27 protein-coding genes are annotated in these 25,692 nt (G+C 31.9%); 15 read left to right on the top strand and 12 right to left on the bottom strand.

The genetic code is table 11. From position 1 onward, the window contains the following. Positions 1-50: 50 nt before the first annotated feature. The 9 genes from hemN (at position 51) to ACKTST_RS09385 (ending at position 8,635) form a co-directional block, all read left to right on the top strand. Positions 51-1,412, top strand: coding sequence for an oxygen-independent coproporphyrinogen III oxidase (hemN, locus tag ACKTST_RS09425; RefSeq protein WP_408047506.1), 1,362 nt, complete (start codon positions 51-53; stop codon positions 1,410-1,412). Between the two features lie 119 nt (positions 1,413-1,531). Then, on the top strand, positions 1,532-1,699 hold the full coding sequence (gene ccoS, locus ACKTST_RS09420) for a cbb3-type cytochrome oxidase assembly protein CcoS (RefSeq protein WP_408047505.1): 168 nt from the start codon (positions 1,532-1,534) through the stop codon (positions 1,697-1,699). A 26-nt stretch (positions 1,700-1,725) separates the two neighbouring features. After that, a complete protein-coding gene (ccoN, locus tag ACKTST_RS09415) occupies positions 1,726-3,927 on the top strand; it encodes a cytochrome-c oxidase, cbb3-type subunit I (RefSeq protein ID WP_408047504.1) in 2,202 nt (733 codons plus the stop codon). Positions 3,928-3,932: 5 nt separating this feature from the next. Beyond that, positions 3,933-4,100 carry a CcoQ/FixQ family Cbb3-type cytochrome c oxidase assembly chaperone gene (locus ACKTST_RS09410; RefSeq protein WP_125066974.1) on the top strand — a complete coding sequence of 56 codons (168 nt, stop codon included), beginning with the start codon at positions 3,933-3,935 and terminating at the stop codon, positions 4,098-4,100. Positions 4,101-4,115: 15 nt separating this feature from the next. Next, positions 4,116-5,039 (top strand): cbb3-type cytochrome c oxidase N-terminal domain-containing protein, encoded by a 924-nt coding sequence (locus ACKTST_RS09405; protein WP_408047503.1) that lies wholly within the window; start codon positions 4,116-4,118, stop codon positions 5,037-5,039. 33 nt (positions 5,040-5,072) lie between these two features. Beyond that, positions 5,073-6,494, top strand: a complete 1,422-nt coding sequence (gene ccoG, locus ACKTST_RS09400) for a cytochrome c oxidase accessory protein CcoG (protein ID WP_408047502.1) — start codon at positions 5,073-5,075, stop codon at positions 6,492-6,494. 74 nt (positions 6,495-6,568) lie between these two features. Beyond that, positions 6,569-7,015, top strand: coding sequence for a FixH family protein (locus ACKTST_RS09395; protein WP_408047501.1), 447 nt, complete (start codon positions 6,569-6,571; stop codon positions 7,013-7,015). Continuing rightward, positions 7,015-7,713 carry a sulfite exporter TauE/SafE family protein gene (locus ACKTST_RS09390; RefSeq protein WP_408047500.1) on the top strand — a complete coding sequence of 233 codons (699 nt, stop codon included), beginning with the start codon at positions 7,015-7,017 and terminating at the stop codon, positions 7,711-7,713. The genes ACKTST_RS09395 and ACKTST_RS09390 overlap by 1 nt, the downstream gene beginning before the upstream one ends. A gap of 85 nt (positions 7,714-7,798) precedes the next feature. After that, the gene (locus ACKTST_RS09385; protein WP_408047499.1) at positions 7,799-8,635 is read left to right on the top strand and encodes a universal stress protein; all 837 of its coding nucleotides are present in this window, start codon (positions 7,799-7,801) and stop codon (positions 8,633-8,635) included. Positions 8,636-8,690: 55 nt separating this feature from the next. Here ACKTST_RS09385 and ACKTST_RS09380 read toward each other — a convergent pair whose 3' ends face one another. From ACKTST_RS09380 to ACKTST_RS09370, 3 genes are read right to left on the bottom strand one after another with little or no spacing between them, the layout of a single operon-like run. Further along, a complete protein-coding gene (locus ACKTST_RS09380; RefSeq protein WP_408047498.1) occupies positions 8,691-9,395 on the bottom strand; it encodes a DUF4369 domain-containing protein in 705 nt (234 codons plus the stop codon). Positions 9,396-9,435: 40 nt separating this feature from the next. Next, positions 9,436-10,701: a DUF819 family protein gene (locus ACKTST_RS09375; protein ID WP_408047497.1), complete on the bottom strand. Its 1,266-nt coding sequence runs from the start codon at positions 10,699-10,701 to the stop codon at positions 9,436-9,438. Positions 10,702-10,748: 47 nt separating this feature from the next. Beyond that, on the bottom strand, positions 10,749-11,390 hold the full coding sequence (locus ACKTST_RS09370) for a DUF2490 domain-containing protein (RefSeq protein WP_408047496.1): 642 nt from the start codon (positions 11,388-11,390) through the stop codon (positions 10,749-10,751). Positions 11,391-11,497: 107 nt separating this feature from the next. Between ACKTST_RS09370 and ACKTST_RS09365 the strand changes: the two genes are divergently transcribed. Continuing rightward, a complete protein-coding gene (locus tag ACKTST_RS09365) occupies positions 11,498-12,202 on the top strand; it encodes a hypothetical protein (RefSeq protein ID WP_408047495.1) in 705 nt (234 codons plus the stop codon). Between the two features lie 60 nt (positions 12,203-12,262). Here ACKTST_RS09365 and ACKTST_RS09360 read toward each other — a convergent pair whose 3' ends face one another. The 8 genes from ACKTST_RS09360 to ACKTST_RS09325 form a co-directional block, all read right to left on the bottom strand. Next, positions 12,263-15,460 (bottom strand): WD40/YVTN/BNR-like repeat-containing protein, encoded by a 3,198-nt coding sequence (locus ACKTST_RS09360; RefSeq protein WP_408047494.1) that lies wholly within the window; start codon positions 15,458-15,460, stop codon positions 12,263-12,265. Positions 15,461-15,559: 99 nt separating this feature from the next. Then, a complete protein-coding gene (locus tag ACKTST_RS09355; RefSeq protein ID WP_408047493.1) occupies positions 15,560-15,724 on the bottom strand; it encodes an Arc family DNA-binding protein in 165 nt (54 codons plus the stop codon). A gap of 3 nt (positions 15,725-15,727) precedes the next feature. Then, on the bottom strand, positions 15,728-16,660 hold the full coding sequence (locus tag ACKTST_RS09350; protein ID WP_408047492.1) for an alpha/beta fold hydrolase: 933 nt from the start codon (positions 16,658-16,660) through the stop codon (positions 15,728-15,730). Positions 16,661-16,662: 2 nt separating this feature from the next. Next, positions 16,663-17,157, bottom strand: coding sequence for a hypothetical protein (locus ACKTST_RS09345; protein ID WP_408047491.1), 495 nt, complete (start codon positions 17,155-17,157; stop codon positions 16,663-16,665). Position 17,158: 1 nt separating this feature from the next. Beyond that, on the bottom strand, positions 17,159-17,317 hold the full coding sequence (locus ACKTST_RS09340) for a DUF4177 domain-containing protein (RefSeq protein ID WP_408047490.1): 159 nt from the start codon (positions 17,315-17,317) through the stop codon (positions 17,159-17,161). Further along, positions 17,304-17,480, bottom strand: coding sequence for a hypothetical protein (locus tag ACKTST_RS09335; protein ID WP_408047489.1), 177 nt, complete (start codon positions 17,478-17,480; stop codon positions 17,304-17,306). The genes ACKTST_RS09340 and ACKTST_RS09335 overlap by 14 nt, the downstream gene beginning before the upstream one ends. An 82-nt stretch (positions 17,481-17,562) precedes the next feature. Continuing rightward, positions 17,563-18,024, bottom strand: a complete 462-nt coding sequence (locus ACKTST_RS09330) for a hypothetical protein (protein ID WP_408047488.1) — start codon at positions 18,022-18,024, stop codon at positions 17,563-17,565. A 2-nt stretch (positions 18,025-18,026) separates the two neighbouring features. Then, a complete protein-coding gene (locus tag ACKTST_RS09325) occupies positions 18,027-18,887 on the bottom strand; it encodes an SPFH domain-containing protein (protein WP_408047487.1) in 861 nt (286 codons plus the stop codon). Positions 18,888-19,009: 122 nt separating this feature from the next. On the opposite strand from ACKTST_RS09325, the gene ACKTST_RS09320 reads away from it, so the two are divergent. The 5 genes from ACKTST_RS09320 to ACKTST_RS09300 all read left to right on the top strand — a co-directional run bounded on the left by ACKTST_RS09320 (position 19,010) and on the right by ACKTST_RS09300 (position 23,883). Then, positions 19,010-19,798: a S1/P1 nuclease gene (locus tag ACKTST_RS09320; RefSeq protein ID WP_408047486.1), complete on the top strand. Its 789-nt coding sequence runs from the start codon at positions 19,010-19,012 to the stop codon at positions 19,796-19,798. A 121-nt stretch (positions 19,799-19,919) separates the two neighbouring features. Continuing rightward, complete coding sequence (locus ACKTST_RS09315) at positions 19,920-20,426, top strand: TlpA disulfide reductase family protein (protein WP_408047485.1); 507 nt, start codon at positions 19,920-19,922, stop codon at positions 20,424-20,426. Between the two features lie 6 nt (positions 20,427-20,432). Further along, positions 20,433-21,053, top strand: a complete 621-nt coding sequence (locus ACKTST_RS09310) for a thioredoxin family protein (RefSeq protein ID WP_408047484.1) — start codon at positions 20,433-20,435, stop codon at positions 21,051-21,053. A gap of 118 nt (positions 21,054-21,171) precedes the next feature. Continuing rightward, positions 21,172-23,670, top strand: coding sequence for a M14 family metallopeptidase (locus ACKTST_RS09305; RefSeq protein ID WP_408047483.1), 2,499 nt, complete (start codon positions 21,172-21,174; stop codon positions 23,668-23,670). A gap of 57 nt (positions 23,671-23,727) precedes the next feature. After that, entirely contained in the window at positions 23,728-23,883 is a 156-nt protein-coding gene (locus ACKTST_RS09300) for a YqaE/Pmp3 family membrane protein (RefSeq protein ID WP_073184478.1), read from the top strand. A gap of 93 nt (positions 23,884-23,976) precedes the next feature. Here ACKTST_RS09300 and pafA read toward each other — a convergent pair whose 3' ends face one another. Further along, positions 23,977-25,617 carry an alkaline phosphatase PafA gene (gene pafA, locus ACKTST_RS09295; protein WP_408047482.1) on the bottom strand — a complete coding sequence of 547 codons (1,641 nt, stop codon included), beginning with the start codon at positions 25,615-25,617 and terminating at the stop codon, positions 23,977-23,979. Positions 25,618-25,692 lie beyond the last annotated feature (75 nt).

Here is a 25,692-nt window from a genome sequence, read left to right as displayed (position 1 = left end):
TGTCAGTTCGAGTGATTTTGTAGAAGAATAAACAAAATAGTATCGAGAACATGAACTCATTAATACAAAAATATAATATTCCAGGACCAAGATATACAAGTTATCCAACCGTTCCGTATTGGGACAATGAAACTTTTTCAAAGGAAAAATGGATTAAAACGTTTAAACAATCGTTTATAGAAAGTAACTCGTCAGAAGGAATTAGTTTATACATTCATTTACCTTTTTGCGAGAGTTTGTGTACATTTTGCGCATGTCATAAACACATTACCAAACGTCATGAAGTTGAAAATCCGTATATAGAAACCGTTATAAAAGAATGGAATTTGTATGTTGATTTACTTGATGAAGTTCCTGTGATTAAAGAGATTCATTTAGGAGGAGGAACACCAACATTTTTCTCAACCGAACAATTAGAAAAATTGATTAACGGAATTTTTAAGAAAGCTACAAAACATCCAAATCACGAGTTTAGTTTTGAGGGGCATCCGAACAACACTACAAAAGAACACTTACAAAGTTTATACAATTTAGGATTTACTCGCGTTAGTTTTGGTGTGCAAGATTATAACCCAAAGGTGCAAGAAGCAATTCATAGAATTCAACCTTTCGAGAATGTTCAAAAAGTACATCAATGGGCAAAAGAAATAGGGTATATGTCTATTAGCCACGATTTAGTTTTCGGTCTTCCGTTTCAAACCAAAGAAAATGTAATTTATACCATCAATAAAACTAAAGAGCTACAACCTGATAGAATTTCGTTTTACAGTTATGCACATGTTCCATGGGTAAAAGGAGTCGGTCAACGTGGGTTTAATGAAGACGATTTGCCTAAGAATGAAGAAAAACGTGAATTGTACGAAATAGGGAAGGAGTTGTTTGCAGAAATGGGATATATCGAAATAGGAATGGATCATTTTGCGTTACCAACCGATACTTTATACAAAGCAACCGAAGAAAAAACGTTGCATAGAAACTTTATGGGATATACCGCTAATAAAACACAATTAATGATTGGTTTGGGTATGTCTGCCATTTCAGATTCTTGGTACGGATTTGCACAAAATGTAAAAACCGTAAAAGAATATGAAAGTATCGTTAATGAAGGAGAGATTCCTGTATTTAGAGGACATATTTTATCTGAAGAAGATTTAATTATCAGAAAACATATTTTAAATATCATGTGTCATTTTTCTACTTCGTGGGAAGAAGAGCAACTGCAAATAAAAAATGTAGAAACTCACATAGAAAAGTTAGCAGAGATGATGGATGATGAATTGGTTTTTATTGATGGGAATCAATTAACAGTTCCTGAAAGAGCAAGACCATACGTGCGAAATATTTGTATGGCTTTTGATAAAAAACTTCACGAAAAACAACCCGAAGCCAAATTGTTTTCAATGACTATTTAAGAATTTAAACTCGAAGATTTTTCTTCGAGTTTTTTTATATAAAATTTTCAAACATGATAAATATCATGTTTTAAGAAAACCTTCACAGGTATCTTTGACCTATAATTATCAGGCAAGATATGAGCGTTATTTATTTACTACTTACACTAAGTATTTTAGTGGCTATTATTTTCTTTATAGCATTTATTGTTTCAGTAAAAAAAGGGCAATACGACGATTCGTACACGCCTTCGGTTCGCATGTTGTTTGATGATGAACTAGTAAAAGAAGACAATATTAACAACTAACAATAGATATTAAATTCAAATAGATTATGGAAATGCAACAATTTTATTACGATAATAAAATCGTAAAAAAATTCATCTACGCAACCTTACTATGGGGAATAGTAGGTTTCTCAGTAGGATTGTTATTGGCTTTTATGTTTTTATTCCCAAATTTAACTGATGGTATTTCATGGTTAAGTTTTGGACGTTTAAGACCATTACACACAAACGCAGTAATTTTTGCATTCGTTGGTAATGCCATTTTTGCAGGAGTATATTACTCGCTACAACGCTTGCTAAAAGCTCGTATGGCGAGTGACTTGTTAAGTAATTTCAACTTTTGGGGATGGCAGTTAATAATTGTTGCAGCAGCTATTACTCTTCCGTTAGGTTATACAAGTTCTAAAGAATATGCTGAATTGGAATGGCCAATTGATATTGCTATAGCATTAGTTTGGGTAGCTTTTGGGGCTAACATGATTTGGACAATCTTACAAAGAAGACAACGTCATTTATATGTTGCTATTTGGTTTTATTTAGGAACGTTTGTTACCGTAGCGGTATTGCATATTTTTAACAGTTTAGCATTACCAGTAGGATTCTTAAAGTCTTATTCTGTTTACGCAGGTGTTCAAGATGCGTTAGTACAATGGTGGTATGGGCATAATGCGGTAGCATTTTTCTTAACAACTCCATTCTTAGGATTAATGTATTATTTTGTTCCTAAAGCAGCGAATCGTCCAGTATATTCATATAGATTGTCTATTGTACACTTCTGGTCGTTAATTTTTATCTACATCTGGGCAGGACCTCACCACTTATTATATACATCTTTACCTGATTGGGCTCAAAATTTAGGAGTTGCATTTTCTGTAATGTTAATTGCTCCATCTTGGGGGGGTATGATCAACGGATTATTAACACTTCGTGGAGCATGGGATAAAGTAAGAGTAGACCCAGTATTAAAATTCATGGTAGTAGCAATTACTGGTTATGGTATGGCTACTTTTGAAGGGCCAATGTTATCGTTAAAAAACGTAAATGCAATTGCTCACTTTAGTGATTGGATTATCGCTCACGTACACGTAGGTGCTTTAGCTTGGAACGGATTCTTAACCTTTGGTATGTTATATTGGTTAGTGCCAAGAATGTTCAAAACAAAATTATACTCTACAGCATTAGCAAACTTCCACTTTTGGATTGGAACCTTAGGTATTATTATGTACGCGTTACCAATGTATGTAGCAGGATTTGTTCAAGCTTCTATGTGGAAACAATTTAATCCAGACGGAACATTAACGTATGGTAACTTCTTAGAAACTGTTAACGAAATTATCCCAATGTATTGGATGCGTGCAATAGGAGGAAGTTTATTTATCCTTGGAGCATTCGTAATGTTATACAACGTTATTAAAACAGTAAAATCTGGAGTTGGGGTAACTGATGAGCTGGCAGAAGCACCAGCATTAACAAAAGTATCTAAACATAGAACTTCTAAAGAAGGTTGGCACACTTGGTTAGAAAGAAGACCAATCAAGTTAACAATCTATGCTACCGTAGCGATTTTAATTGGAGGTATTGTTCAAATTATACCAACGTTATTAGTAAAATCTAACATTCCAACAATAACAAGTGTTAAACCATATTCTCCATTAGAATTAGAAGGTAGAGATATCTATATCCGTGAAGGTTGTGTAGGATGTCACTCACAAATGGTACGTCCATTTAGATCAGAAGTAGAGCGTTACGGAGAATTTGCAAAGGCAGGAGAGTTTGTATACGATCATCCGTTCTTATGGGGTTCTAAACGTACAGGACCAGATTTATTAAGGGTAGGAGGTAAGTATAACGATAGTTGGCACTTAAATCACATGTATGATCCGCAAAGTACATCACCAGGGTCTATCATGCCAGCATACCAATGGTTAGTAAGAAATCAGTTAGATAAAAGTGATACTGAAAGCAAAATGAAAGCGATGGTTAGTTTAGGAGTTCCTTATACTGAAGATGATATTGCAAATGCACAAGTAAGCATGAATGAACAAGGAGCTAAGATTCAAGAAAACTTATATGCTGATCCTGACTTCAAAACAAATTACGAAGCAGATAAGAAATATGCTCAAGAAAACGGACAAACTTTTATTGAAATGAAAGATAGAGAAATCGTAGCCTTAATAGCGTATTTACAACGATTAGGTACCGATATCAAGGTAAAAGATGTTCAAGATCAATTAAGTGCTAAAAACTAGAAATTATGTTAAAGTTCGTAAAAAATCATATGGAAACAATTGCAGGTATTGAGATATACCCAATTATTTCGCTAACCATTTTCTTTACATTCTTTGTAGTGTTGTTTTGGTGGGTGTTTACAGCCAAAAAAGAGTATATAAGTAGGGTAAGTAATTTACCATTAGATAACTAGTAAATTCAAAATAAGATGAAAAAATATTTTCAATCTATAGCATATATTATTTTCATAGCAGTAACCTTCTTTGCAATTATTACTGCAATTAAATCGTATGAGAATCCATTTAGTTTGTACGAGCATCCATTAGTATGGATAGCATTAATAGGATTAATTTCTGTCGTTGTTTTAAAAGAAGCTTTAAATGTTGTGGCGCAACAAAAAGCAGAGCAACTTCAAATGGAAAAAGAAGGTATTAAACCTGAAGATGTAGATAATTGGGCTTGGGCTAAAAAAATCATCAATAAATGGACGGAAGCGAAAGCTGTTGAAGAAGAAGATGAAATTATTCTAGATCATAATTATGACGGAATTAAAGAGTTAGACAATAACTTGCCGCCATGGTGGTTGTACATGTTTTATGCAACAATAATTTTCGGAGCAATTTATTTAGTAAGATATCACGTTTTAGGAGCTGATAACCAAGAAATGGAATATGCCAATGCAGTTGCTGAAGCAAAAAGAGAATTAGCAGCATTTAAATCTAATTCGCCAGAAGCAGTTATCGATGCTGAAACAGCAATTGTATTAACATCTGATTCAGACTTAAGTAGAGGTAAAGCCGTTTATAACCTTAATTGTGCAGCTTGTCATATTGCTGATGGAGGTGGAGGTATTGGACCAAACTTAACAGATCAATACTGGATTTTAGGTGGTGGTATGAAAAATATTTTCAATACTGTTTCTAACGGTGGTAGAGATGGAAAAGGAATGGTTGCTTGGAATAAAACGTTAAAACCAGCAGACATTCAAAAAGTAGCGAGCTATATCATTTCATTACAAGGTACTACTCCGGCTAAACCAAAGCCACCACAAGGAGATTTGTATGTTGAAGAAGGACAAAATAATGTAACCGAAAACTCGGTAGAAGAACAACCAAAAGACAGTATTCAATAAGGTATTTGTAAAAGTTAGTTTTTAATAGTTGATATGGAAACACCCAGTAACGAACAGTTTAGAGATAGCATAGGTACGATAAATGATGAGGGTAAACGTGCTTGGGTGTTTCCTAAAAAACCTAGCGGAAAGTTTTATAAATATCGTAGCTATGTAAGCTATTTTTTACTAGCCTTTTTATTATCGGCACCTTTTATTAAAATTAACGGAAATCAGTTCTTGTTATTCAATGTTTTAGAGCGTAAGTTCAATATTTTCGGATTTCCTTTTTGGCCTCAAGATTTTCACTTAATGGTGATTTCAATGATAATAGGAGTGGTGTTTATCATTCTGTTTACTGTTGTTTTTGGTCGAATTTTTTGTGGGTGGATTTGTCCGCAAACCATTTTCTTAGAAATGGTTTTTAGAAAAATTGAATATTTAATTGAAGGCGATAGAGGAAAGCAAATTCGTTTAGCAAAACAACCTTGGAATGCTGAAAAAATTAAAAAGAGAGTTTTAAAATGGATTGTTTTTTTCATCATCTCTTTTATAATTGCGAATGTGTTTTTAGCCTATTTAATAGGAGGTGATAAACTGATAAGTTATGTAACTGGTAACCCATTTGATAATATCAGTACTTTAGTTTCACTATTAATTTTTACAGGGGTATTCTATTTTGTGTTTGCTTGGTTTAGAGAGCAAGTATGTATTATCGCTTGTCCTTATGGTAGATTACAAGGGGTATTGCTAGATAACAAAACAATTAATGTTGCTTATGATCATGTTCGAGGAGAAGGAAAAACGGGTAGAGCAAAGTTCAATAAAAAAGAAGACAGAGTAGCATCAGGAAAAGGAGATTGCATCGATTGTTTTCAATGTGTAAATGTATGTCCTACAGGAATTGATATTAGAAACGGAACGCAATTAGAATGTGTGAATTGTACCGCTTGTATTGATGAGTGTGACCACATGATGGAAAAAGTTGGATTGCCAAAAGGATTAATCCGTTACGCAAGTGAAGAAAACATCGTAAACAAAACACCATTTAAATTTTCTGCAAGAATGAAAGGATACTCAGCAGTATTGTTCATTTTAATTGGAATTTTAATCGGAATGTTGTTCTTAAGAAACGATGTTGAAGCAACCATTTTACGTTTACCGGGTCAACTGTATCAACATAAAGAAAACGGAATTATTAGTAATATTTACACCTATAAAGTAGTAAATAAAACAACCAAACAGATTGATGATGTCAGTTACAAGTTATTATCTCACAAAGGGAAAATAGAAACCGTAATACATCAAAATTTTGAAGTACCAAAACAAGGATTAGCAGAAGGAACATTGTTTATAGAGTTGCATCAATCTGAAATGAAAAAAGAAAAAGTTAGGTTAGAAATAGGAGTGTATAGTGGCGATAAATTAATAGAAACTACCACAACCAATTTCTTAGGACCAAGAAGTTATAGATAAAAAATAATTAGTCATTACGAGGAAGAATAACTAATAAACTTTATTTCTTCACAATGACACAAAAACCAAATAAAATGAAACTAAACTGGGGCACGGGTATAGTAATCGCAATTATTGGGTTTATAGGTTTTATCATGTATTTTGTAATAACAATGAGTACAGGTAAAAACTATAACCACGATTTAGTAACTGAAAAATATTATCAACAAGAATTAGAATTTCAGAACAAAATTGAGGCAACCAAAAATGCGAAACAATTAAAAGAAAATATTAAAATAGAAAGAGTATCAGAAGGATTAAAAGTCCATTTTCCAACAGACTTTAATCCTAAAGATATAAAAGGAAAAGTGTTCCTATATAGACCATCTAATAAACAACTGGATTTCGAAATGCCAATTTCGCTTTCCGAAACATATTTGCTCGTGCCTGAGAATCGTTTGTTGGGTGGTCGCTGGAACATAACTGTTTCCTGGACTTACAAAAGTAAAGATTATTTATTTCAGAAAGAATTAGTTTACTAATGTTTCTTTCTGCCATCATATTAGGTTTACTAGGAAGCTTTCACTGCATTGGCATGTGCGGTCCGATTGCCTTTATGCTACCTGTTAATAGAACTCATAAAGTAAAACAGTTTTTTCAAATTACAAGTTACCATTTAGGTCGTTTATTTACGTACAGCTTAATAGGTTTGCTATTCGGGTTGCTAGGAAAAGGATTCTATTTTTTCGGATTTCAACAGCAACTATCAATTGCAGTTGGTGTATTAATGATTTTGGTAATTTTGTTACCTAAAACTTTTCAGAAATATAATTTTTCAAAGCACATAAATACATGGGTGATGAAAGTAAAATCATCACTAGGTAAAGAATTGAAAAAGAAAGGAAATGACACCTTTTTTACCATTGGTTTTTTAAATGGTTTTCTTCCTTGTGGATTGGTATATATGGCAGTTTTCGGAGCTATAACTACTTCTAACATGCTATTGGGTAGTTTGTATATGTTTCTGTTCGGTTTAGGAACCATCCCGTTAATGACAATCATTGTTTATGTAGGGAATTTTGCAAACGGATTGGTTCGTAAAAGAATTCAACAAGCCATACCTTATGTTGTAGTTTTTATTGGAGTACTGTTTATTTTAAGAGGACTCGGTTTAGGAATACCTTATGTTTCTCCAATTCCAGTTACAGATTTACACAATTCTGTAGAAGGTTGCCATTAAAAATATTTACTGATAAATATCATACTTTAACTTATAAAGTATGGGTAAATTTATACTAGAATTAAACTTTAAACCATAACTCATTATGAAAAAAATTATAGTCCCTGTCGATTTTTCTGATTATTCTGAAAACGCATTAAAATCTGCAACTTTTTTAGCAAAACAAACAAATGCAGAAATAATTGTTGTGCATATGTTAGAACTTTCTAATGCTGTAATTAGTCAGTCAGAAAGTTATATGCAACAAGAAATGGTGTTTTATTTACAACTTACCGAAAAGAAGTTTGCTGAGTTTTTAAAGAAAGATTATTTGGCTGATATTAAAGTAACTCCAATTATAAAGCATTTTAAAATTTTTAGTGAAATAGATCAATTAGCAAGAGAAGAAGATGCAGATTTAATTGTAATGGGCTCTAAAGGAGCTAGCGGATTGAAAGAAATGTTTATTGGTTCTAATACCGAAAAAGTAATTCGTTATGCGCACATTCCTGTATTAGTAGTTAAAGAAAACCCAATTGATTTAAAACTTGAAAAAGCAGTTTTTGCATGCGATTTTACACAAGATGATGTTGCTCCTTACATGGAAGCCAAAACCTTCTTTGAAAAATTAAACTGTGATTTAGAGTTAGTGTATATAAGTACACCTACTTCAAAATTTAAGAGCACTCAAGAGTTAGAAGATAGAATGAAAAAGTTCTTTAGTTTAACAAATGAAAATGAAGAAGAGAGTGTAAAAAGAGTAAAAATAATCTCTGATTATTCAGTAGAAAAAGGAGTCTTCTATCATGCTACTAAAACGAATGCAGATGTTTTAGTAGTTGCTACTCATGGTAGAAAAGGTATAGCTCACTTTTTTGAAGGCAGTATTTCTGAAGATATTGCCAATCATAGCAAGCTTCCGGTATTATCTTTTAAAATATAAAAAACAAAAAGCTCATTCGATTCGAATGAGCTTTTTAATTTATTAAAGAAGAAAACTAATTTTCTTCTTTTGTTTTAATGTCGGTAACAAATTTTTGTAAACGCTTACCGTATTCAGAGTTTTTAACTTTATCAGTTAAACTATTATTAATCGTATCTAAAAGTTGAAGATTTGCATCATATAACTCTGTTAAAGCAATATAAGGAGCAGCTTCACTATCAGCATTGGTAATTGCAAAGTTGGTAGAAAATAAGAAACGACGACGTACCATTTTCTTGTAATCAGCTTCTAATTGCTTCACCAATTCTTCATCTTGTGCTTTACGAGCTTCAAAATCTTTAGCGACAAATTCTAAACGTTGATCTCTAAATCTATTATCCATTTCACGGAATTTATCCATTACCTCTTGGTTTTTAGATCCAGAAATTTCTGGTTTAAATCCGAATTCTTCAATCTTATCATTAATTGTGATTTCACCTTGCTCACCAAAAAACATAATATGTTTGTCAGTTGTGTTACCATCAAAAGTTAAGTAGTACATAACAGGAGAATCTACATTGTCGGTTAACATAAATTTATCATCTCCTAAAAGCGCCATAGAATCTACAGATATTAACACAGTATCTTTCATTTTTTGAAGATATAGAGTACCTTTTTTTAATCCTGTAATTTGACCTTTAACTACCATGTTTCCCTCTTTTTTAGAGGAACAAGCAAAAGCGATAAGTGCTATTGCAAAAAGTGCAATAATTTTCTTCATTGAATTCAAAATTTTGAGTTGCAAATATGCAGATTTCATTTTAAATTTTTGAGGCTATTTCCATTAAAATTGTACATAAAATAGCTCCGTATGTTCCAACAACATATCCAAAAACAGCTAATAAAACACCTACCGAAGCTAAAGATGGATGAAAAGCAGCAGCTACAACTGGTGCACTTGCAGCACCACCAACATTTGCCTGACTACCTACCGCTAAAAAGAAGTAAGGTGCTCTTATAAGTTTAGCAACTAATATTAATAATCCTGCATGAATAGCCATCCAAACTAAACCAATCACAATTAAACCAGGATTTTCTACAATCTTAGATAAGTCCATTTTCATACCTATGGTAGCTACTAGTACATAAATAAAAATACTACCAATTTTACTAGCTCCAGCTCCTTCGTAATTTTTTGCTTTTGTAAAAGATAAGGCAATACCAATTATTGTAGCAATAGTTATCATCCAGAAAAATTTAGAAGAAAAAGAAGATAGAGCAGAAGATTTATCAGCTACAGCTTCAAAATTATTTTTAAGGAAAGAAGAGATTCCTTCTGCACCGAAATGAGCAAAACCTACAGCGCCAAAAACCAAGGCTAGCATAATCATATAGTCAGTTAAAGTCGGATTTCTCTTAATACTATCAGCAAACGAGCTTACTTTTTGTTTTAATTCTTCAATAGCTGAATTATCAGCTTTTAACCAGTTGTCGATTTTATTAGATTTACCAATTCCTATTAAAATTAACGCCATCCAAATATTAGCAACTACAATGTCTACCAATACCATTCCTCCATATTTTTGAGGGTTGTATTCATAAATCTCTAGCATCGCAGCTTGGTTTGCTCCCCCACCAATCCAGCTACCTGCTAAAGTGGATAATCCTCTCCAAACAGCATCAAAACCAACGCCTCCAACAGTTTCAGGAGAAACTAAAGAGATTAATAAAATAGCAATAGGACCACCGATAATAATACCAATTGTACCTGTAAAAAACATAATTAATGCTTTTGGCCCTAAGTTGAAAATTGCTTTTAAATCAATACTTAAAGTCATTAATACCAATGATGCAGGTAATAAATATCTACTAGCGATGTAATACGTTTTAGATTCTTCAGCAGAAATAATTCCTAACGAATTAAAAATAGCAGGAATTAAATAACACATTAAAAGTCCTGGGACTATTTTGTAGAATTTTTTCCAGAAGCCAGATTCTTTACTTTCTGTATAAAAGACAAAACCTAGTGATAGCATTAAAATACCAAATACAATGGCATCGTTAGTAAATAGTGGTTGATTTTCCATGAATTAGTTGTTTAGCAAGCTAAAATAGTTATTTATTTTTTAGGTGATTAGTGGTTTAAAGCTACGCCTAGTTGTATTCTGTCAAAACTTCTGTCGTTGGCATCTGTGATTTTCATATACCCTAATTGTAGCTTTAGAGTTTTTGAAAGTTTATATTTAAATCCAGCTCCTAACCAATTTTGATTGAAGTTTTCTCCGTCAAAATCCATAAAAACTTCATCGTATAAATAGGTTGACCATTTTTCGTTTATTGGATAACTCAAACCTAATTGATAACGTAAAAAGTGTCCTGTATTTGCTTCAAAAAAGCGCTGTTCTGCTCTTAATCGGTGTGCTAAATTTAATTTTGATATGTTATGTTTTGCATTAACATCCTCGTAAGTTCTGTTTTCATAAGCATCTCCGCCTAATTGTTCGTAAGTACCATCTGTATTTAAAAAAGCGTGCCCAACAGTAACACTCAAGTTTTTATTGATTTTATAATTCACCCCTAAACGTGTTATGAATTGTTGTAAATCATCGCCCACTTCAAAAAAACGAAAATGCGCCATTGTTTTTAAACTAAAGTTGTCTGATAATTTATGTGTTCCGTTATACATATACCAAACACCCAATTCTTTTTCAGGGTTTGATTGACTATAACTTTGAATTGAAAAAATAAAAATAAAAAGTAGAATGAAATTCTTCATGATGTGGTTTTAAAACTTAAAGTTGAGGTCAAAAATAAGGAAAAGATAATTTTTAGAAATCTTATCTGAAAAATAGTACATTTATCCGAAGTAAAAATTAATCAGTAATGGAAGAAGAAATTGAAAGGTTATCACCTTTAGAACTAAAAACAGAATTGTTTGCTTTTTTAAACTTAGAAAAAGGAATTCCGTTAGCTTACATTTCGATATTTAAAAAGCCTTACAAAACCGTTCAAACGTATTTAACAAAAGACAGGAAGCACATTGTAAATCCACTTAAATATTTGCTGTTTAGTGTTGCGGTTTATACTTTGGTTATTAATTATCATCAAGGGTTTCAAAACTTTTTAGAAGAAACAAATAAAAAAAATGCTGACAGTTTTAATAGTATAAAAAATCTCGTTAGTGAAAATTTATTTGAAAAATACTTATTAGCTCAAGAGTTTTATTTGTCTTCAATGAATTTGGTATATCTGTTTGCAGTACCTATTGTTGCATTGATAACGTATTGGTTTTTCAGAAGAAAATATAATTATACTGAAAATTTAGCAATTCACTGTTATTTATACGGTACAGCGAATTGGACGAGTTTTTTAATATTACTATTAACCTTACCATTTAATTTTTCTGGAGGTTTGATGCTTTCTTTAGTCATTTTTACATATTTAATTATATCATATTTAATCAAACAGATATATCAGTTAAAATGGCTTACTGCTTTTGCAATTCAATTGTTGTTGTTGATACTGTTTATGATTGTAGGTCAGTTATGTATGATAGGTATTTTTATATATTTTATATTTTTCACATAAAAAAGAAGCTACTTGTTGTAAATCAAGTAGCTTCTTTTATTGTTTAAAAGTTGATAGGTCTTAGTTTATTGAAAATAGTTCTGTTTTCTTAAAAGGGGAAATTTCAATAGCTTCCATTTTACTTTGATATTCTTTCCAGCTAGTGTTAAAAAACTGATTCGTTTTTTCTAACACAGGTTTCAATGCTTCTTCAAATTGTTTGATTAAGTTTTTTTCTGTTGCTGTTTGCTCTCCAAACCTACTGTTTACATACCAACTAGCTGTACCAAGTCTTTGAGTTACGGTAACTTCAGGGTTTCTTGTAATCCCTTGGCGTTTGTCAACTTTTCCTAAATACAAATTAAGAATACTATCAATTTGTTTCACCACTTTTTTAGATAGATCAATTTGATCTTTGAACTGCTTTTTATCCTTTTTGGTGAATTTCGTTTTATAATCGTTCGCGGTTTCTTTGCTCTCAACCAATTGTTTTACTGCTTTAGCTATTGTTTCTTGGTGTTTTTCAAGTTGCTTACTTGTGTTATATTTTTGATTGATAGCTGTTTCAGAAATACGAAGTCTTGGGTCGTATTTAACTTCAATATTTTGTTCAGAAGTTTGTTTCCCAAAAGTTACTTTTACTCGATAAGTTCCTGGTTTTACACGAACACCACTTGGTTCTGATTTTGATTTACGAATTCTTCGTGAAGGTCTGTCAACACCTTTTTCATCCATAAACCATCTAAACTTATGAATTCCGTTTTCTTTTGGAGTTTTTCTTTTTATAGTCCTTATTAAACGTGATCCATCGAAAAATTCAAACTTAATAGAATCGTGTTTTATCTTTTTAATATCTTCTTTTTTACTTTTAGAAGTGTCTTTTTTCGTTTTTTCTGATTTTTCTTCTTTTGGTTTGTTAATTAGGTATGCTAAATGTGCGCCTCTGGTTCTGTTTTCCCCATTGTATAAAGCATCACCACCAAACCTACTACCTGTTGGTTGTTGGTATGCGGTTTGATATGCTGTTGGTGGCTCAAAAAGTAGAATTTCTTTAGAAATACTTTCAGGATTTTTAGCCATGGCTCTTAGTGGACGAATATCGTCTAACACCCAAGCTGCACGACCAAAAGTACCGATAATTAAATCGTGTTCTCTTGGATGGATTACCAAGTCTTTAACCGATACGGTAGGGAAACCTGCTGTCCATTTTTTCCATTTTTTCCCTGCGTTTAAAGAAATGTATAACCCGTCATCTGTTCCTAAGAATAATAAATTCGGATTGATTGGGTCTTCAACAATGCTTAAGGTATAACTTTCTACATCTTTTGCATCAACAATTCGTTCCCAAGTTTTTCCGTAGTCTTTTGTTCTGTAAGCATACGGTTCGTAGTTAAAACGTCTGTAATCATTAGCAATTAAAAGCGCTTCTCCTTTGTTTTTGTTAGATGCTTTTATTTGTGGAATCCAACTGTTTTCAGGCAATCCTTTAATGTTTTTAGAAACATTACCCCATGTTTTTCCTCCGTCTTGTGTAATTTGAACTTGCCCATCATCGGTACTTATCCAAAGCATATCTTTTTCAAGCGGAGAAGGTTCAATTACTAAAACGGTACAGTGGTTTTCAGCACCCGTAGCATCCATAGTTAATCCGCCACTTTCGTCTTGTTTTAACTTTTCTTTGTTGTTGGTAGTTACATCTGGAGAAATTACTTCCCAAGTTAATCCTTTGTCGGTTGACTTGTGTACAAACTGACTTCCGAAGTATAACGTTGAATTATCAAAAGGATCAATGTTTATGGCAGAATTCCAGTTAAAACGCAGTTTTACATTTGCATCTGGATGTGTTGGACGAACCGTGTAGTTATTTCCTGTTATATAATCGTAACGAGAAACAAAACCTTGCTGACTCATAGACCATCCGTAACGAGAATCGTCTTTGTCAGGAACCACATCAAAACCATCACCAAAACTTATTTCTTGCCAATAAGAATTACGAATTCCTTGTGCTTTCCATACATATGCAGGACCTCTCCAAGAGCCGTTGTCTTGCATTCCTCCATACACGTTGTAAGGGAATTCATTATCTACATTAATATGATAAAATTGTGCTACTGGAAGATTTCCTATAAATCGCCATGTTTTACCACCATCTTTGGTAATATTTAACCCGCCATCATTTCCATCAATCATAAAATTACCATTTTTTGGATGAATCCACCACGCATGATGATCAGGGTGCACGCCATTATCAACTCCGTAAGCTGGCATTAACTGTTTAAAGTTTTTCCCTCCATCAATCGATACATTTACGTAGGTAAAAATGCTGTACAGTTTATGCTCGTTTTGAGGATCTACATAAATTTCTGAGTAATAAAAAGGGCGATTACCAATATCGTTTTTATCGTTGACTTTTGTCCACTTAAATCCGCCATCTTCACTCTTGTATAAAGCATTCTTTTTAGCTTCAACTAAAGCGTAAATTGTGTTCGGATTGCTTTGAGAAATAGCAACACCAATACGACCCAATTCTCCTTTAGGGAAACCTTCTTTTTCGGTAATCTGTTTCCAGGTTTCTCCACCGTCATGGGTAATGTACAATCCGCTTCCTTTTCCTCCAGATTTAAAAAACCAAGGGTCTCGTTTATGTTCCCACATAGAGGCTATTAATTTATTTGGATTTGATGGGTCCATTACCAAATCGGCAGCACCGGTTTTTATATTATTAAATAATACTTGTTTCCACGTTTTTCCACCATCGGTAGTTTTATAAACACCACGTTCTTTATGTTCACCCCATGGAGAGCCTATAGCTCCTACATATACTATGTTTGGATTTGTTGGGTCGATAATTACACGATGAATATGACGTGTTTTTTCTAATCCCATAGACTCCCATGATTTACCACCGTCTAAAGATTTAAAAATTCCGTATCCGCCATTTAAACTGTTTCTCGGGTTACCTTCTCCAGTTCCTACCCAAATTACACTCGGATTTGATTGTTGAATAGCAACTGCTCCGATTGAAGCGGTTACTTCTTTTTCAAAAATAGGTTCCCATTTAATGCCTCCAGAAGTTGATTTCCAAACCCCACCAGAGGCTGTTCCCACATACATCATATCAGGATTGTTGTGAACCACATCAATAGCAGTTACACGACCGCTCATACCTCCAGGGCCAATGTTTCTAGGTTTCATGTTTTTAACCAAATCCATTGTAAATTCTTGAGAAAACAATAGCGTGGTTATAAAAGAAAAACAGATAAAAAGAAGTTTTTTCATAGTAGTTAGTTGATTATAGTTTTTGATTGTACAATGTACAAAATAGAAAGCGCCCAATGCAAATTGAGCGCTTTTTTAACAAGTTATTAAGAGTTGTACTTATTCTTCTTTCTTTTTAGGCTCTCTGTTGGCTTCTTTAAGAGCTTGCATAAGCATCCATTCAATCTGCCCGTTGGTAGATCGAAATTCATCTGAAGCCCATTTCTCAATAGCTTTGAGCATGTCTTCATTTATTCGGAGTGCAAATGCTTTCTTTTTTGACATAGATTACTGTTTTACAAAAGTAACAATTGAATTTACTAATTGTTCGGATAAAGGAAAATCAGGGGTTGTGTATGATTTTAAATTGTCATCATCTTTATTTATATGTTTTAACACATGATTCATGTTTTCAATAAGTACAAGTTTTGATATTGGATTGGCTTTGTGTAATGATTCTGCATCGCTCACTAAAACTTGTATATCTTTAGTTCCGTTAATTATTAGCGTTGGAATTGTAACTTTTTTTATTTCTTCTACAGGATTAAATTGCATATATGATATTAAAAAATCATGGTTTTGTTTTGCAAAAAGTGATAGTAAAAACGGATTTACTTCTTTTATAGTTCCTGTATTTTTTAATTCTTCGATGTGCTTTTTTGCTATATCACCAAGAACAGCGTTTTGAGCTGATATCTGTCTGATAATGGTTTTATCTACACTTTCACCTAAACCTGATAAAGAAATATATTTGGTTACATGACTGTTGATTGCTAACATAGCTACTAACGAACCTTGGCTATGACCCACTAAAATAATTTCAGAAAAGCGTTTATCATCTTTAAAATAATTGATGATTGAAGTAACGTCAATAGCTAAATCTTTAAAATTAAATTCTTTTAAAAGGTGTTTTATGTTTTCTTTGGTCGCACTTCTTTTATCATATCTAAAAAAAGCAATCTCGTTTTTAGTTATTTCGTTGGAAAGTTGCTTGATATAATCTGGATTTACATTTAAGCCAGTTTGATTTCCGTTTCTATCTGGATTTCCTGAGCCAGGAATAAAAATCAGCAATGGTTGTTTTGTGTTTTCTGTAAAAGTAAGCGTTCCAGGAAGTATAATACTATCGTTCTTAATTACAATATCCTCTGATTTTGTTTGAGCATAAGAGGCAATTACACCTACTATGTATATACTAATTACTATTATAATTCGTACCATGGTTATTGTATTTTTGATTGATATGTTTCTAACACACGTTTTGCTTCGTTTTCTTTTTGCGTGCCAATAAGCAACTTTTTACCATTACTTAATTCTAGTTGAATGCCAATATCTCCTGAAATGTTAACAGCTGATCCATTCTTTTTCCAAAAAAGATTTTTCAAGCCCCATCCACCATATTCAGATATTGGTTCGTAAGTTCTTACATAAGCCTTTTTTATTTCTAACCAAGCAACTGTTTTTTTTGATAAATGAAACGGGAAAAACTGATAATGAATTCCTTTTTCATCAATTCTTGTAGTTAGCTTAAAAAAGAAGATAAAAGAAACAGATAGGATGATTCCTCCCAAAGTCAAAAGAAATTCATTAGTAGACATTTTTGAGTTTTCTTCTAAATATTCTTTTACAATTAACACGATAGGAATTATAATACTTACTGATAGTAATATAATTAACCAAGTTTGTGTAAAACGTTGCTCTTCTTTAAAAACTTTCATATTATCTGTTTTTATATCTTTCAAAAACTACACGTGTAGTTTGTTCTGCAATATGAATAACTTTCCATCCATTACGAGCATGTTCATTCAAAAAATCTTCTAGTTTTTCATTGTTTTTTGAAAGACCTACTTTCCAACTTTCAACTTTATACTCCTTCATTGTTTTTGTTTTTATTCATAGTTAATCCTAAAGCAGCACCGATTGCTACTCCTACACCAATCCCTAAAGCTATATTGTTTAAAGAAACTCCTAAAGCAGTACCTATTGCTAAACCGATAGTGGTTCCTAAAATGATTTTATTTTCTTGTTCCTTTTTTTTCATTTTTTTATTTTACTTAGTTAGGATTAACTATTCTATTAATTAAGAGTTAGGATAGTTTTACTTTAGAGTATGATTTTTATTTTTAAGTTCTTTTGTCTTTTATAGTAAATCTACTATTTCGCTTTTTTAATTCATTAAGAAAATTGTCTAGATCATTCTCACTTTTTCTAAATGTTAAGTCTATAGAATTGATTTTTCCTTTAATTCTTACAAGTATATTCAAAGGAGTGTCTTCATCAACAGAAATTAATATTTTTGATAAATTTTCAATTTTCATATTTTTAATAAAACCTATTTTAATCCAATAATAGTAAATAGACCAAAAGACAAAAAAAGAAAGTAAACTGTAGAATAATACTTTTAATGAAAAATTAAAAAAGGAAAGTTCTTTTACAGATATAATTTCAATTCTATCATAGATATATAAAGCTCCTATTAAAGATAAAAACTTCCATTTTATTGAGTTTAATAAAGAAATTTTATCTGTTTTTATAGTATTATCTTCTATTGTAACTGCTCCTTGTATTAAATTGTATTTTAGCATTTCTAATGATTTAAAGTACCTGCATTTACTACCGGAGACGCTTCTTTGTCACCACATAAAATCACTAGCAAGTTGCTAACCATTGCAGCTTTACGCTCTTCGTCTAATTCAACAATTTCTTTTTTACTCAATTCTTCTAAAGCCATATCCACCATGTCAACAGCACCTTGTACTATTTTATGACGCGCAGCTACAATAGCAGTTGCTTGTTGACGCTTTAACATCGCACTTGCAATTTCTTGCGCATAGGCTAAGTATCCAATTCGTGCTTCTAACACTTCAATACCAGCAATAGCTAAGCGTTCTTCTAATTCTTTTTCTAAAGCTTCGCTCACTTCATTTACACTAGAACGTAAGGTAATATCTTCTTCGTGACCTTCATCAGCAAAATTATCATACGGATACATACTTGCAAGTTTACGAACAGCAGCATCGGTTTGTACTCTTACAAAGTTTTCGTAATTGTCTACATCAAAAGCAGCTTTATAAGTTTCAGTAACACGCCAAACCAAAATAGTAGAAATCATTACTGGGTTTCCTAGTTTGTCATTTACTTTTAAACGCTCACTATCAAAATTACTAGCTCTTAAAGAAATTGTTTTCTTTTTGTATAGTGGATTTGCCCAATACAATCCGTTTTGTTTCACAGTTCCTACATATTTTCCAAAGAATAATAAAACTTTAGAAGAGTTAGGGTTTACCAAAATAAAACCTAAAGCTAAAATAAAGGCTAACACAGATATTAATATATAAGCAGGATTTTCAGTTTTAATTGTTAAGGTAATTCCTGAAATAAAAAGGATAAGTACGATGAAAAACATTAAATATCCGTTAGCTGGTTTGATGATTTTTTCTGATTTCATTTCTATTTAATTTAAAGTGATATTAAAATGATATCACAAAGATATAAGTAATTTTTTGTTAAATCCAAATTTTTGAGGAAATATTTTATAATTTAGCATCCAACTTTAATTATAAATCTTAGATGAAAACAAAGTTTTTACTACTAACTATTAGCTTATTTTTAAGTATTTCATTAACTGCAAATAATGATGATGTTTGGGGACCAACAGGTCATAGAGCTACGGGTAAAATTGCAGAAAAACATTTAACTAAAAAGGCTCAAAAGAAAATAACCGAGTTATTGCAAGGAGAAAGTTTAGCGTTTGTATCTACCTATGCTGATGAAATTAAATCTGATAGAAAGAAATACGGAAAATTTTATACATGGCATTATGTAAACATGCCGTTAGATGCTCGTTATGAAGATTCAAAGAAAAATCCTGATGGAGATTTAATTACGGGTATCGAAGAGTGTGTAAAAGTATTAAAAGATAAAAATAGCACTACAGAAGACAAGCGTTTTTACTTAAAAATGTTGGTACATTTAATAGGAGATTTGCATCAACCAATGCATATCGGTCAATCAGAAGATAAAGGAGGAAACACAATTCAAGTTCAGTGGCATGGGAAAGGATCTAACCTACATAGGGTTTGGGATGAAGACCTAATAAATAAATGGGATATGAGTTATATTGAATTGGCTAATAATGCAAAGCGTTTATCAAAAGATCAAATCAAAGCGATTCAAAAAGGAAGTGTGGTTGATTGGATGTACGACACCCATAAGCTTACAAAAAAAGTGTATAACTCTGTTGAGGTAGGAGAGAATTTACGTTACCGTTACTCGTATGATTATTTTCCAGTAGTTAGGGAACAATTACAAAAAGGTGGATTACGTTTAGCAAAATTATTAAACGAAATTTTCTGTTAAGAAATTCAAATTACTATTAGTAGGCTCGGGAATTTTCCCGAGTTTTTTTGTTGTTAATATTTAGTTAATTAGTGAAGTTTTACGTTGTAAACAACTAAATTTGAGTGAAATGATACAATTCATGAAGAATATTTTTTACTTAATGTTGTTTGGTTTGTTGCTTTTTTCATGTGAAAATTATTCACAAAGCAAAGCAAGAGAAGCATCTATAAAAATTACAACCTTAAATTACGAACAACTTAAACCTTTTTTAAATAAGAATGACAAGAAAGTGTATGTTGTAAATTTTTGGGCTACATGGTGTATGCCTTGTGTAAAAGAATTGCCAGCTTTTGAAAAACTAAATCAAGAATTTAAAGATAAAAATGTTGAGATTCTTTTGGTGAGTTTAGATTTTTCTAAACAAATTGAAAGCAATTTAATTCCCTTTATAAAAAAGAGAAACCTTCAATCTAAAGTTGTACATTTTGATGATTCTAACGAACAATTTTGGATTCCAGATATTGCTAAAAACTGGTCAGGGTCGATACCTGCAACATTAATTTACAGTAAAAGTAAGAGGAAGTTTTACGAACAATCTTTTAGCTATGAAGAGTTACAAAACGAATTACAAACCTTTTTAAACTAAACAATTATGAAAACATTTAAAGTTATAGTAATGCTGATGGTAGTTGCGACTATTTCGGCGTTTACAATCCACAATTCTCAAGGATACAAAGTGGGAGATGTCGCTTCTGATTTTAAACTAAAAAACGTAGATGGTACCATGGTTTCTTTAGCAGATTACAAAGAAGCTAAGGGATTTATTGTGGTGTTTACGTGTAATATGTGTCCGTATTCAGTAGCAAATGAAGATAGAATCATTGCTTTAGACAAAAAGTATAAAGAAAAAGGGTTTCCAGTAATTGCTATCAATCCGAACGACCCGGAAGTGTCTAAAGGAGATAGTTTTGAAGGAATGAAAGTACGTGCCAAAGAGAAAGGATTTACTTTTCCGTATTTGTTTGATGAAGGTCAAAAAGTATATCCAATGTACGGAGCCACTAAAACACCTCATGTATATATTTTAAGTAAGCAAGATGATAAATTAATTGTTGAATATATTGGTGCTATTGATGATAGCTCACGAAATGAAAACAATGTAAAGGAACGTTTTGTTGAAGATGCAGTTAATGCTTTGTTGAAAGGAGAGAAACCTTCAAAAACTGATACTAGAGCAATAGGATGTTCTATTAAAGACAAAAGAAATTGGTAATTAAAATACATTAGGAATAAGAAAATCCCACTTTTAAAGTGGGATTTTCTTTAGTATATAAATACAAGAACATAAGAATCGTTATTTTTATAACCCAACACTAAAATTAAAAATCTAGATGAAAAAAATACTAGCATCGTTATTATTTCTAAGCATAAGTATCCAAGCTCAAAACATTGATTTAAATTATTATCTACCCAAAGAGGTTACCTACAATCAAAATATACCTACACCAAAATCGGTTATTGGTCACGAAGTAGGTGAGTGGCATATAACTCATGATAAATTGGTAGAGTATATGAAAGCTTTAGCGGCTTCATCGGATAGAGTTTCTATCGAAAACAGAGGAGAAACTTATGAAGGAAGACCGTTACCGTTATTAACCATAACATCGCCAGAAAATCATCAAAAACTGGAAGCAATTAGAAAGAATCATATCAAAGCAACTGATGATTCTTCGGTAAACCTAAATGGTCAACCAATAGTTGTATATCAAGGATTTTCAATTCATGGTAACGAAGCAAGTGGTTCAAACGCAGCATTGGCTGTGGCTTACTATTTGGCGGCAGCACAAGGGAATAAAGTTGATGAATTATTAAAAAATACTGTCATTTTATTTGATCCTTCACTAAACCCTGACGGTTTACAGCGTTTTGCGTATTGGGCAAATACAAACAAGGCAAATAATATCAATCCTGATCCGAATGATAGAGAGTATCACGAAGTTTGGCCAGGGGGAAGAACCAATCATTATTGGTTTGATATGAATCGCGATTGGTTACCAGTTCAATTACCTGAAAGTAAAGCAAGAATTAAAACATTTCATCATTGGTTACCTAATATTTTAACCGATCATCACGAAATGGGTACTAATTCTACCTTCTTTTTTCAACCAGGAATTCCGAGTAGAACCAATCCATTAACTCCACAAATGAATCAAGATTTGACGAAGGAAATTGCAACCTATCACGCAAAAGCGTTTGATAGAATTGGGTCAACGTATTATTCAGAAGAAAGTTTTGATGATTTTTACTACGGAAAAGGCTCAACATTTCCAGATATTAATGGAAGTATAGGAATTTTGTTTGAACAAGGTAGTTCTCGTGGGCATGCACAAGAAAGTGATAATGGAGTATTAACCTTTCCGTTTACGATTCGCAATCAATTTATAGCAGCATTGTCAACGTTAGAAGCTGCTAAAAACATGCGAGTTAAAATTAAGAAATATCAGCAAGATTTTTATAAAAATTCTAGAAACTCAGGTGTTAATAAAGCTCTTGTTTTTGGGGATGAAAAAGATGCTGCCAAAACAAATCATTTAGCAGAAGTTTTACAACGTCATCAAATAAAATTTCATGAGTTGAAAGAAGATTTTTCATCAAATGGTAAAAACTTCAAAAAAGGATATAGTTATGTTGTACCGATGAATCAAAAAAATCATCGTTTGGTTAAGGCGATGTTTGATGTGAGAACTAGTTTTAAAGACAGTTTGTTTTACGATGTTTCTGCATGGACTTTTAATCATGCTTTTGGAGTTGATTATGCTGAGAACGTTTCATTATCAAGAGCAGGTGTTGAGGTAACTAAATTGAAATCGAAGCAAGGATCAATTCAGCAAAAAAGTGGTGTAGGATATTTATTTCCTTGGAATGAATACAACACACCAAAAGCGTTAAATTCTATTTTAGAAAAAGGATTACGAGCAAAAGTAGCTATGAAAAATTTTGTAAATGATGGTAATTCGTATGAATATGGAACCATTTTTATTCCAGCTCAAAATCAAAAGTTAAACAGTAATGAATTATTTGATTTTTTAGGAAAAGTAGCGAATGAAAATCATATTGAAATTAAAGGAGTTTTTACAGGGCTAAATGAAGGAATTGATTTAGGAAGTAGAAATTTTGAAGCGGTAAAACCACAAAAAATAGCGATGTTGGTAGGTAACGGAATTACAAGTTACGATGCAGGTGAAATTTGGCATTTGTTAGATCAGCGTTATGATATGAAAATCACCAAGCTTGATACCAATTATGCGTCAAGAATAAACTTATCAAAATACACCACGATTATTGTTCCTAATAGTAACTCCTTAGATAAAAATTTAGAAGAGAAATTAAAAACTTGGGTTCGTAATGGCGGAGTTTTAATTGGATATAGAAACGCAGTGAATTGGTTGTCAAACAAAGGATTTGTAAATGTAAAATTCAATAAAGTAAAAATAGATTCTGTACAAAATGTTTCGTTTGAAAACCGTTCGTTACAATCGGGGGCGCAAGTAATTGGGGGTGCTGTTTTTGAAGCAAAAATAGATCGTTCACATCCAATAAATTTTGGATATAAAAATGATAAAATTGCCTTGTTTAGAAATACGCGTCAGTTTATTCAGGCGGATAAAAAAAGCTATAATAATCCTATTCAGTATACCAATAATCCATTATTAAGTGGGTATATTTCAAAAGAGAATTTAAAAGAGTTAAAGAATACTGTTCCGTTTGTGGCTCAAAGAATGGGTAGTGGAAGGGTAGTCGTTTTTACAGACAACACCAATTTTAGAGCTTTTTGGTACGGAACAAATAAATTATCAATGAACGCTATTTTCTTTGGAAAGATGATGTAACTGTAACAAAATTCTGCTTAACTCGTCTTTTATATAGTAATTAATCAAAAAAATACTATGAGTTTATTAAGAGTTTTATTAGCAATTTTCTTTCCACCTTTAGCTGTAATAGGTAAAGGTTGCGGATCGATTATAATTGTGTTTTTATTAACCTTATGTGGTTGGGTTCCTGGGGTAATTGCAGCACTGATTATTTTAAATAATCCAAATTAAATAGAGCGTTAATTATTTGAATATTTATAAATGAAAAGCTCCAATTTGATGTTGTCAAGTTGGAGCTTTTTTAATGTGTTAAATTTATGAGTTTTATTCAAAAACTTCTTCAATAATTTTTCCAGTACATCCGTTTGGAAATTCTATTTTTAGTAAATTAGAAATGGTCGGAGCAATATCAACAATTTCATATTTCTTTTTTGAAGTTCCTTGTTTAATTCCATTTCCGAAGAAAATCATAGGAATATGAGTGTCATAAGAATATCCTGATCCGTGAGATGTTCCACCATTTTTGTAATAGGTAGTTAGAGTTGAAGGATTCGGAATTAATAAAATATCTCCTGAGAATTTTTGATTGTATCCATTTTGCAATGAATTTAAAATTCCAGAAGTAAACGTGGTTGTTTGTAAAGTTTTTGCAGTTACAGATTTATATATGTTGTCATAGTTTACAACTTCCTCAGAAATTTTTTCAGCAACGGTATTAACATCTAAATTTAAAGCTTCAATTTTTTCTTTATTTAAGAAAATTTGAAAGTTTGAAATGTTTTCTACCAATTCTTCAGAATTGAAATACTTTTTAGTAATTCCATTTACATAATCGGTAAACTTTTTATTGCTGATATAGTTTGCTGGGATTTTTACCGATTTTAAGTAAGCAGGTACTTGTACAGCAGCATGATCAGCAGTTAAGAATAAGGTATAATTGTCTTTTCCAACTTGTGAGTCTAAAAAGCTAAATAAATCGGCTAAATCTTTATCTAAACGTAAATAGGTATCTTCAATTTCTTTAGAAGCAACTCCGAATTGATGCCCAACATAATCGGTAGATGAAAAACTTATAGCGATAAAATCTGTGTAATCTGTTTTTCCTAAATTTTCACCAATAATAGCAGCTTTTGCAAAATCAGATGTAAATGAATTTCCTGCAGGAATCCCTTTAAGAATACTGTAATTGTTGTTGCTTTTTCTTAAAGTTGGAATGTCGTGTGGAAAAACGGGTCTTTCTTGTCCTTTAAAAGGCTCTTCAAAATTATTGTCATCAGCAATACTTTGGGTGTAAGTGTTGATGTCATATAAAGTTCCCCAAGGCTTACTTAAATATTCATCTGCTTTTTTAGAATCATTGAAGTTTTTCACCCAATTAGGAAGCTCATTCATATAAAACGAAGAAGAAATCCATTGCCCTTTTTCACCTCCATCAAACCAATAAGCAGCATTTGCTGTATGACCAGCAGGTAAAATTGCTGAACGATCTTTAATAGCAACACCAATGGTTTTTCCATTCATGTTTTGTGCTAGTTTTAATTGATCGGTCATTGTGGTGGTTAACATTCTATACGGAGATTTTTTACCGCCATCGCCATCATTTCCTATAGTGTTGAAATTTTCATCATCAACACAATAAATCGTTTTCTTTAAAAATTTATCGTACCAGTGATTGCTAATAATTCCGTGGTTGGTTGGTGTAGCTCCTGTGTAAATAGAGGTATGACCAACAGCTGTATATGTCGGAATGTAGTTATAATGAGCATTTTCTAAAGAAAAACCTTCACGTAATAAGCGCTTAAATCCGTCGTTTCCATATCTGTTTTGAAAACGAACAAGGTAATCATAACGCATTTGGTCAATAACAACACCAACTACTAGTTTAGGTTTTTGAGTTTTTTTTGAAGGATTAGCAGAGCAACCTGCTAAAAATATAATGACCAATAAAAAAGCTATTTTTTTCATTTTATTTCTTGAAAATTTTGAATCAAAGGTACACAAAAAGAAAGCTAAAACTTATAATTTGCACGATGAGTTAAT

This window comes from Tenacibaculum crassostreae (assembly GCF_964512405.1).
Taxonomy (GTDB): Bacteria; Bacteroidota; Bacteroidia; order Flavobacteriales; family Flavobacteriaceae; genus Polaribacter; species Polaribacter crassostreae.
Note: the sequence above shows the minus strand (reverse complement) of the source record. Positions and strands in the feature narration are given on the sequence as shown.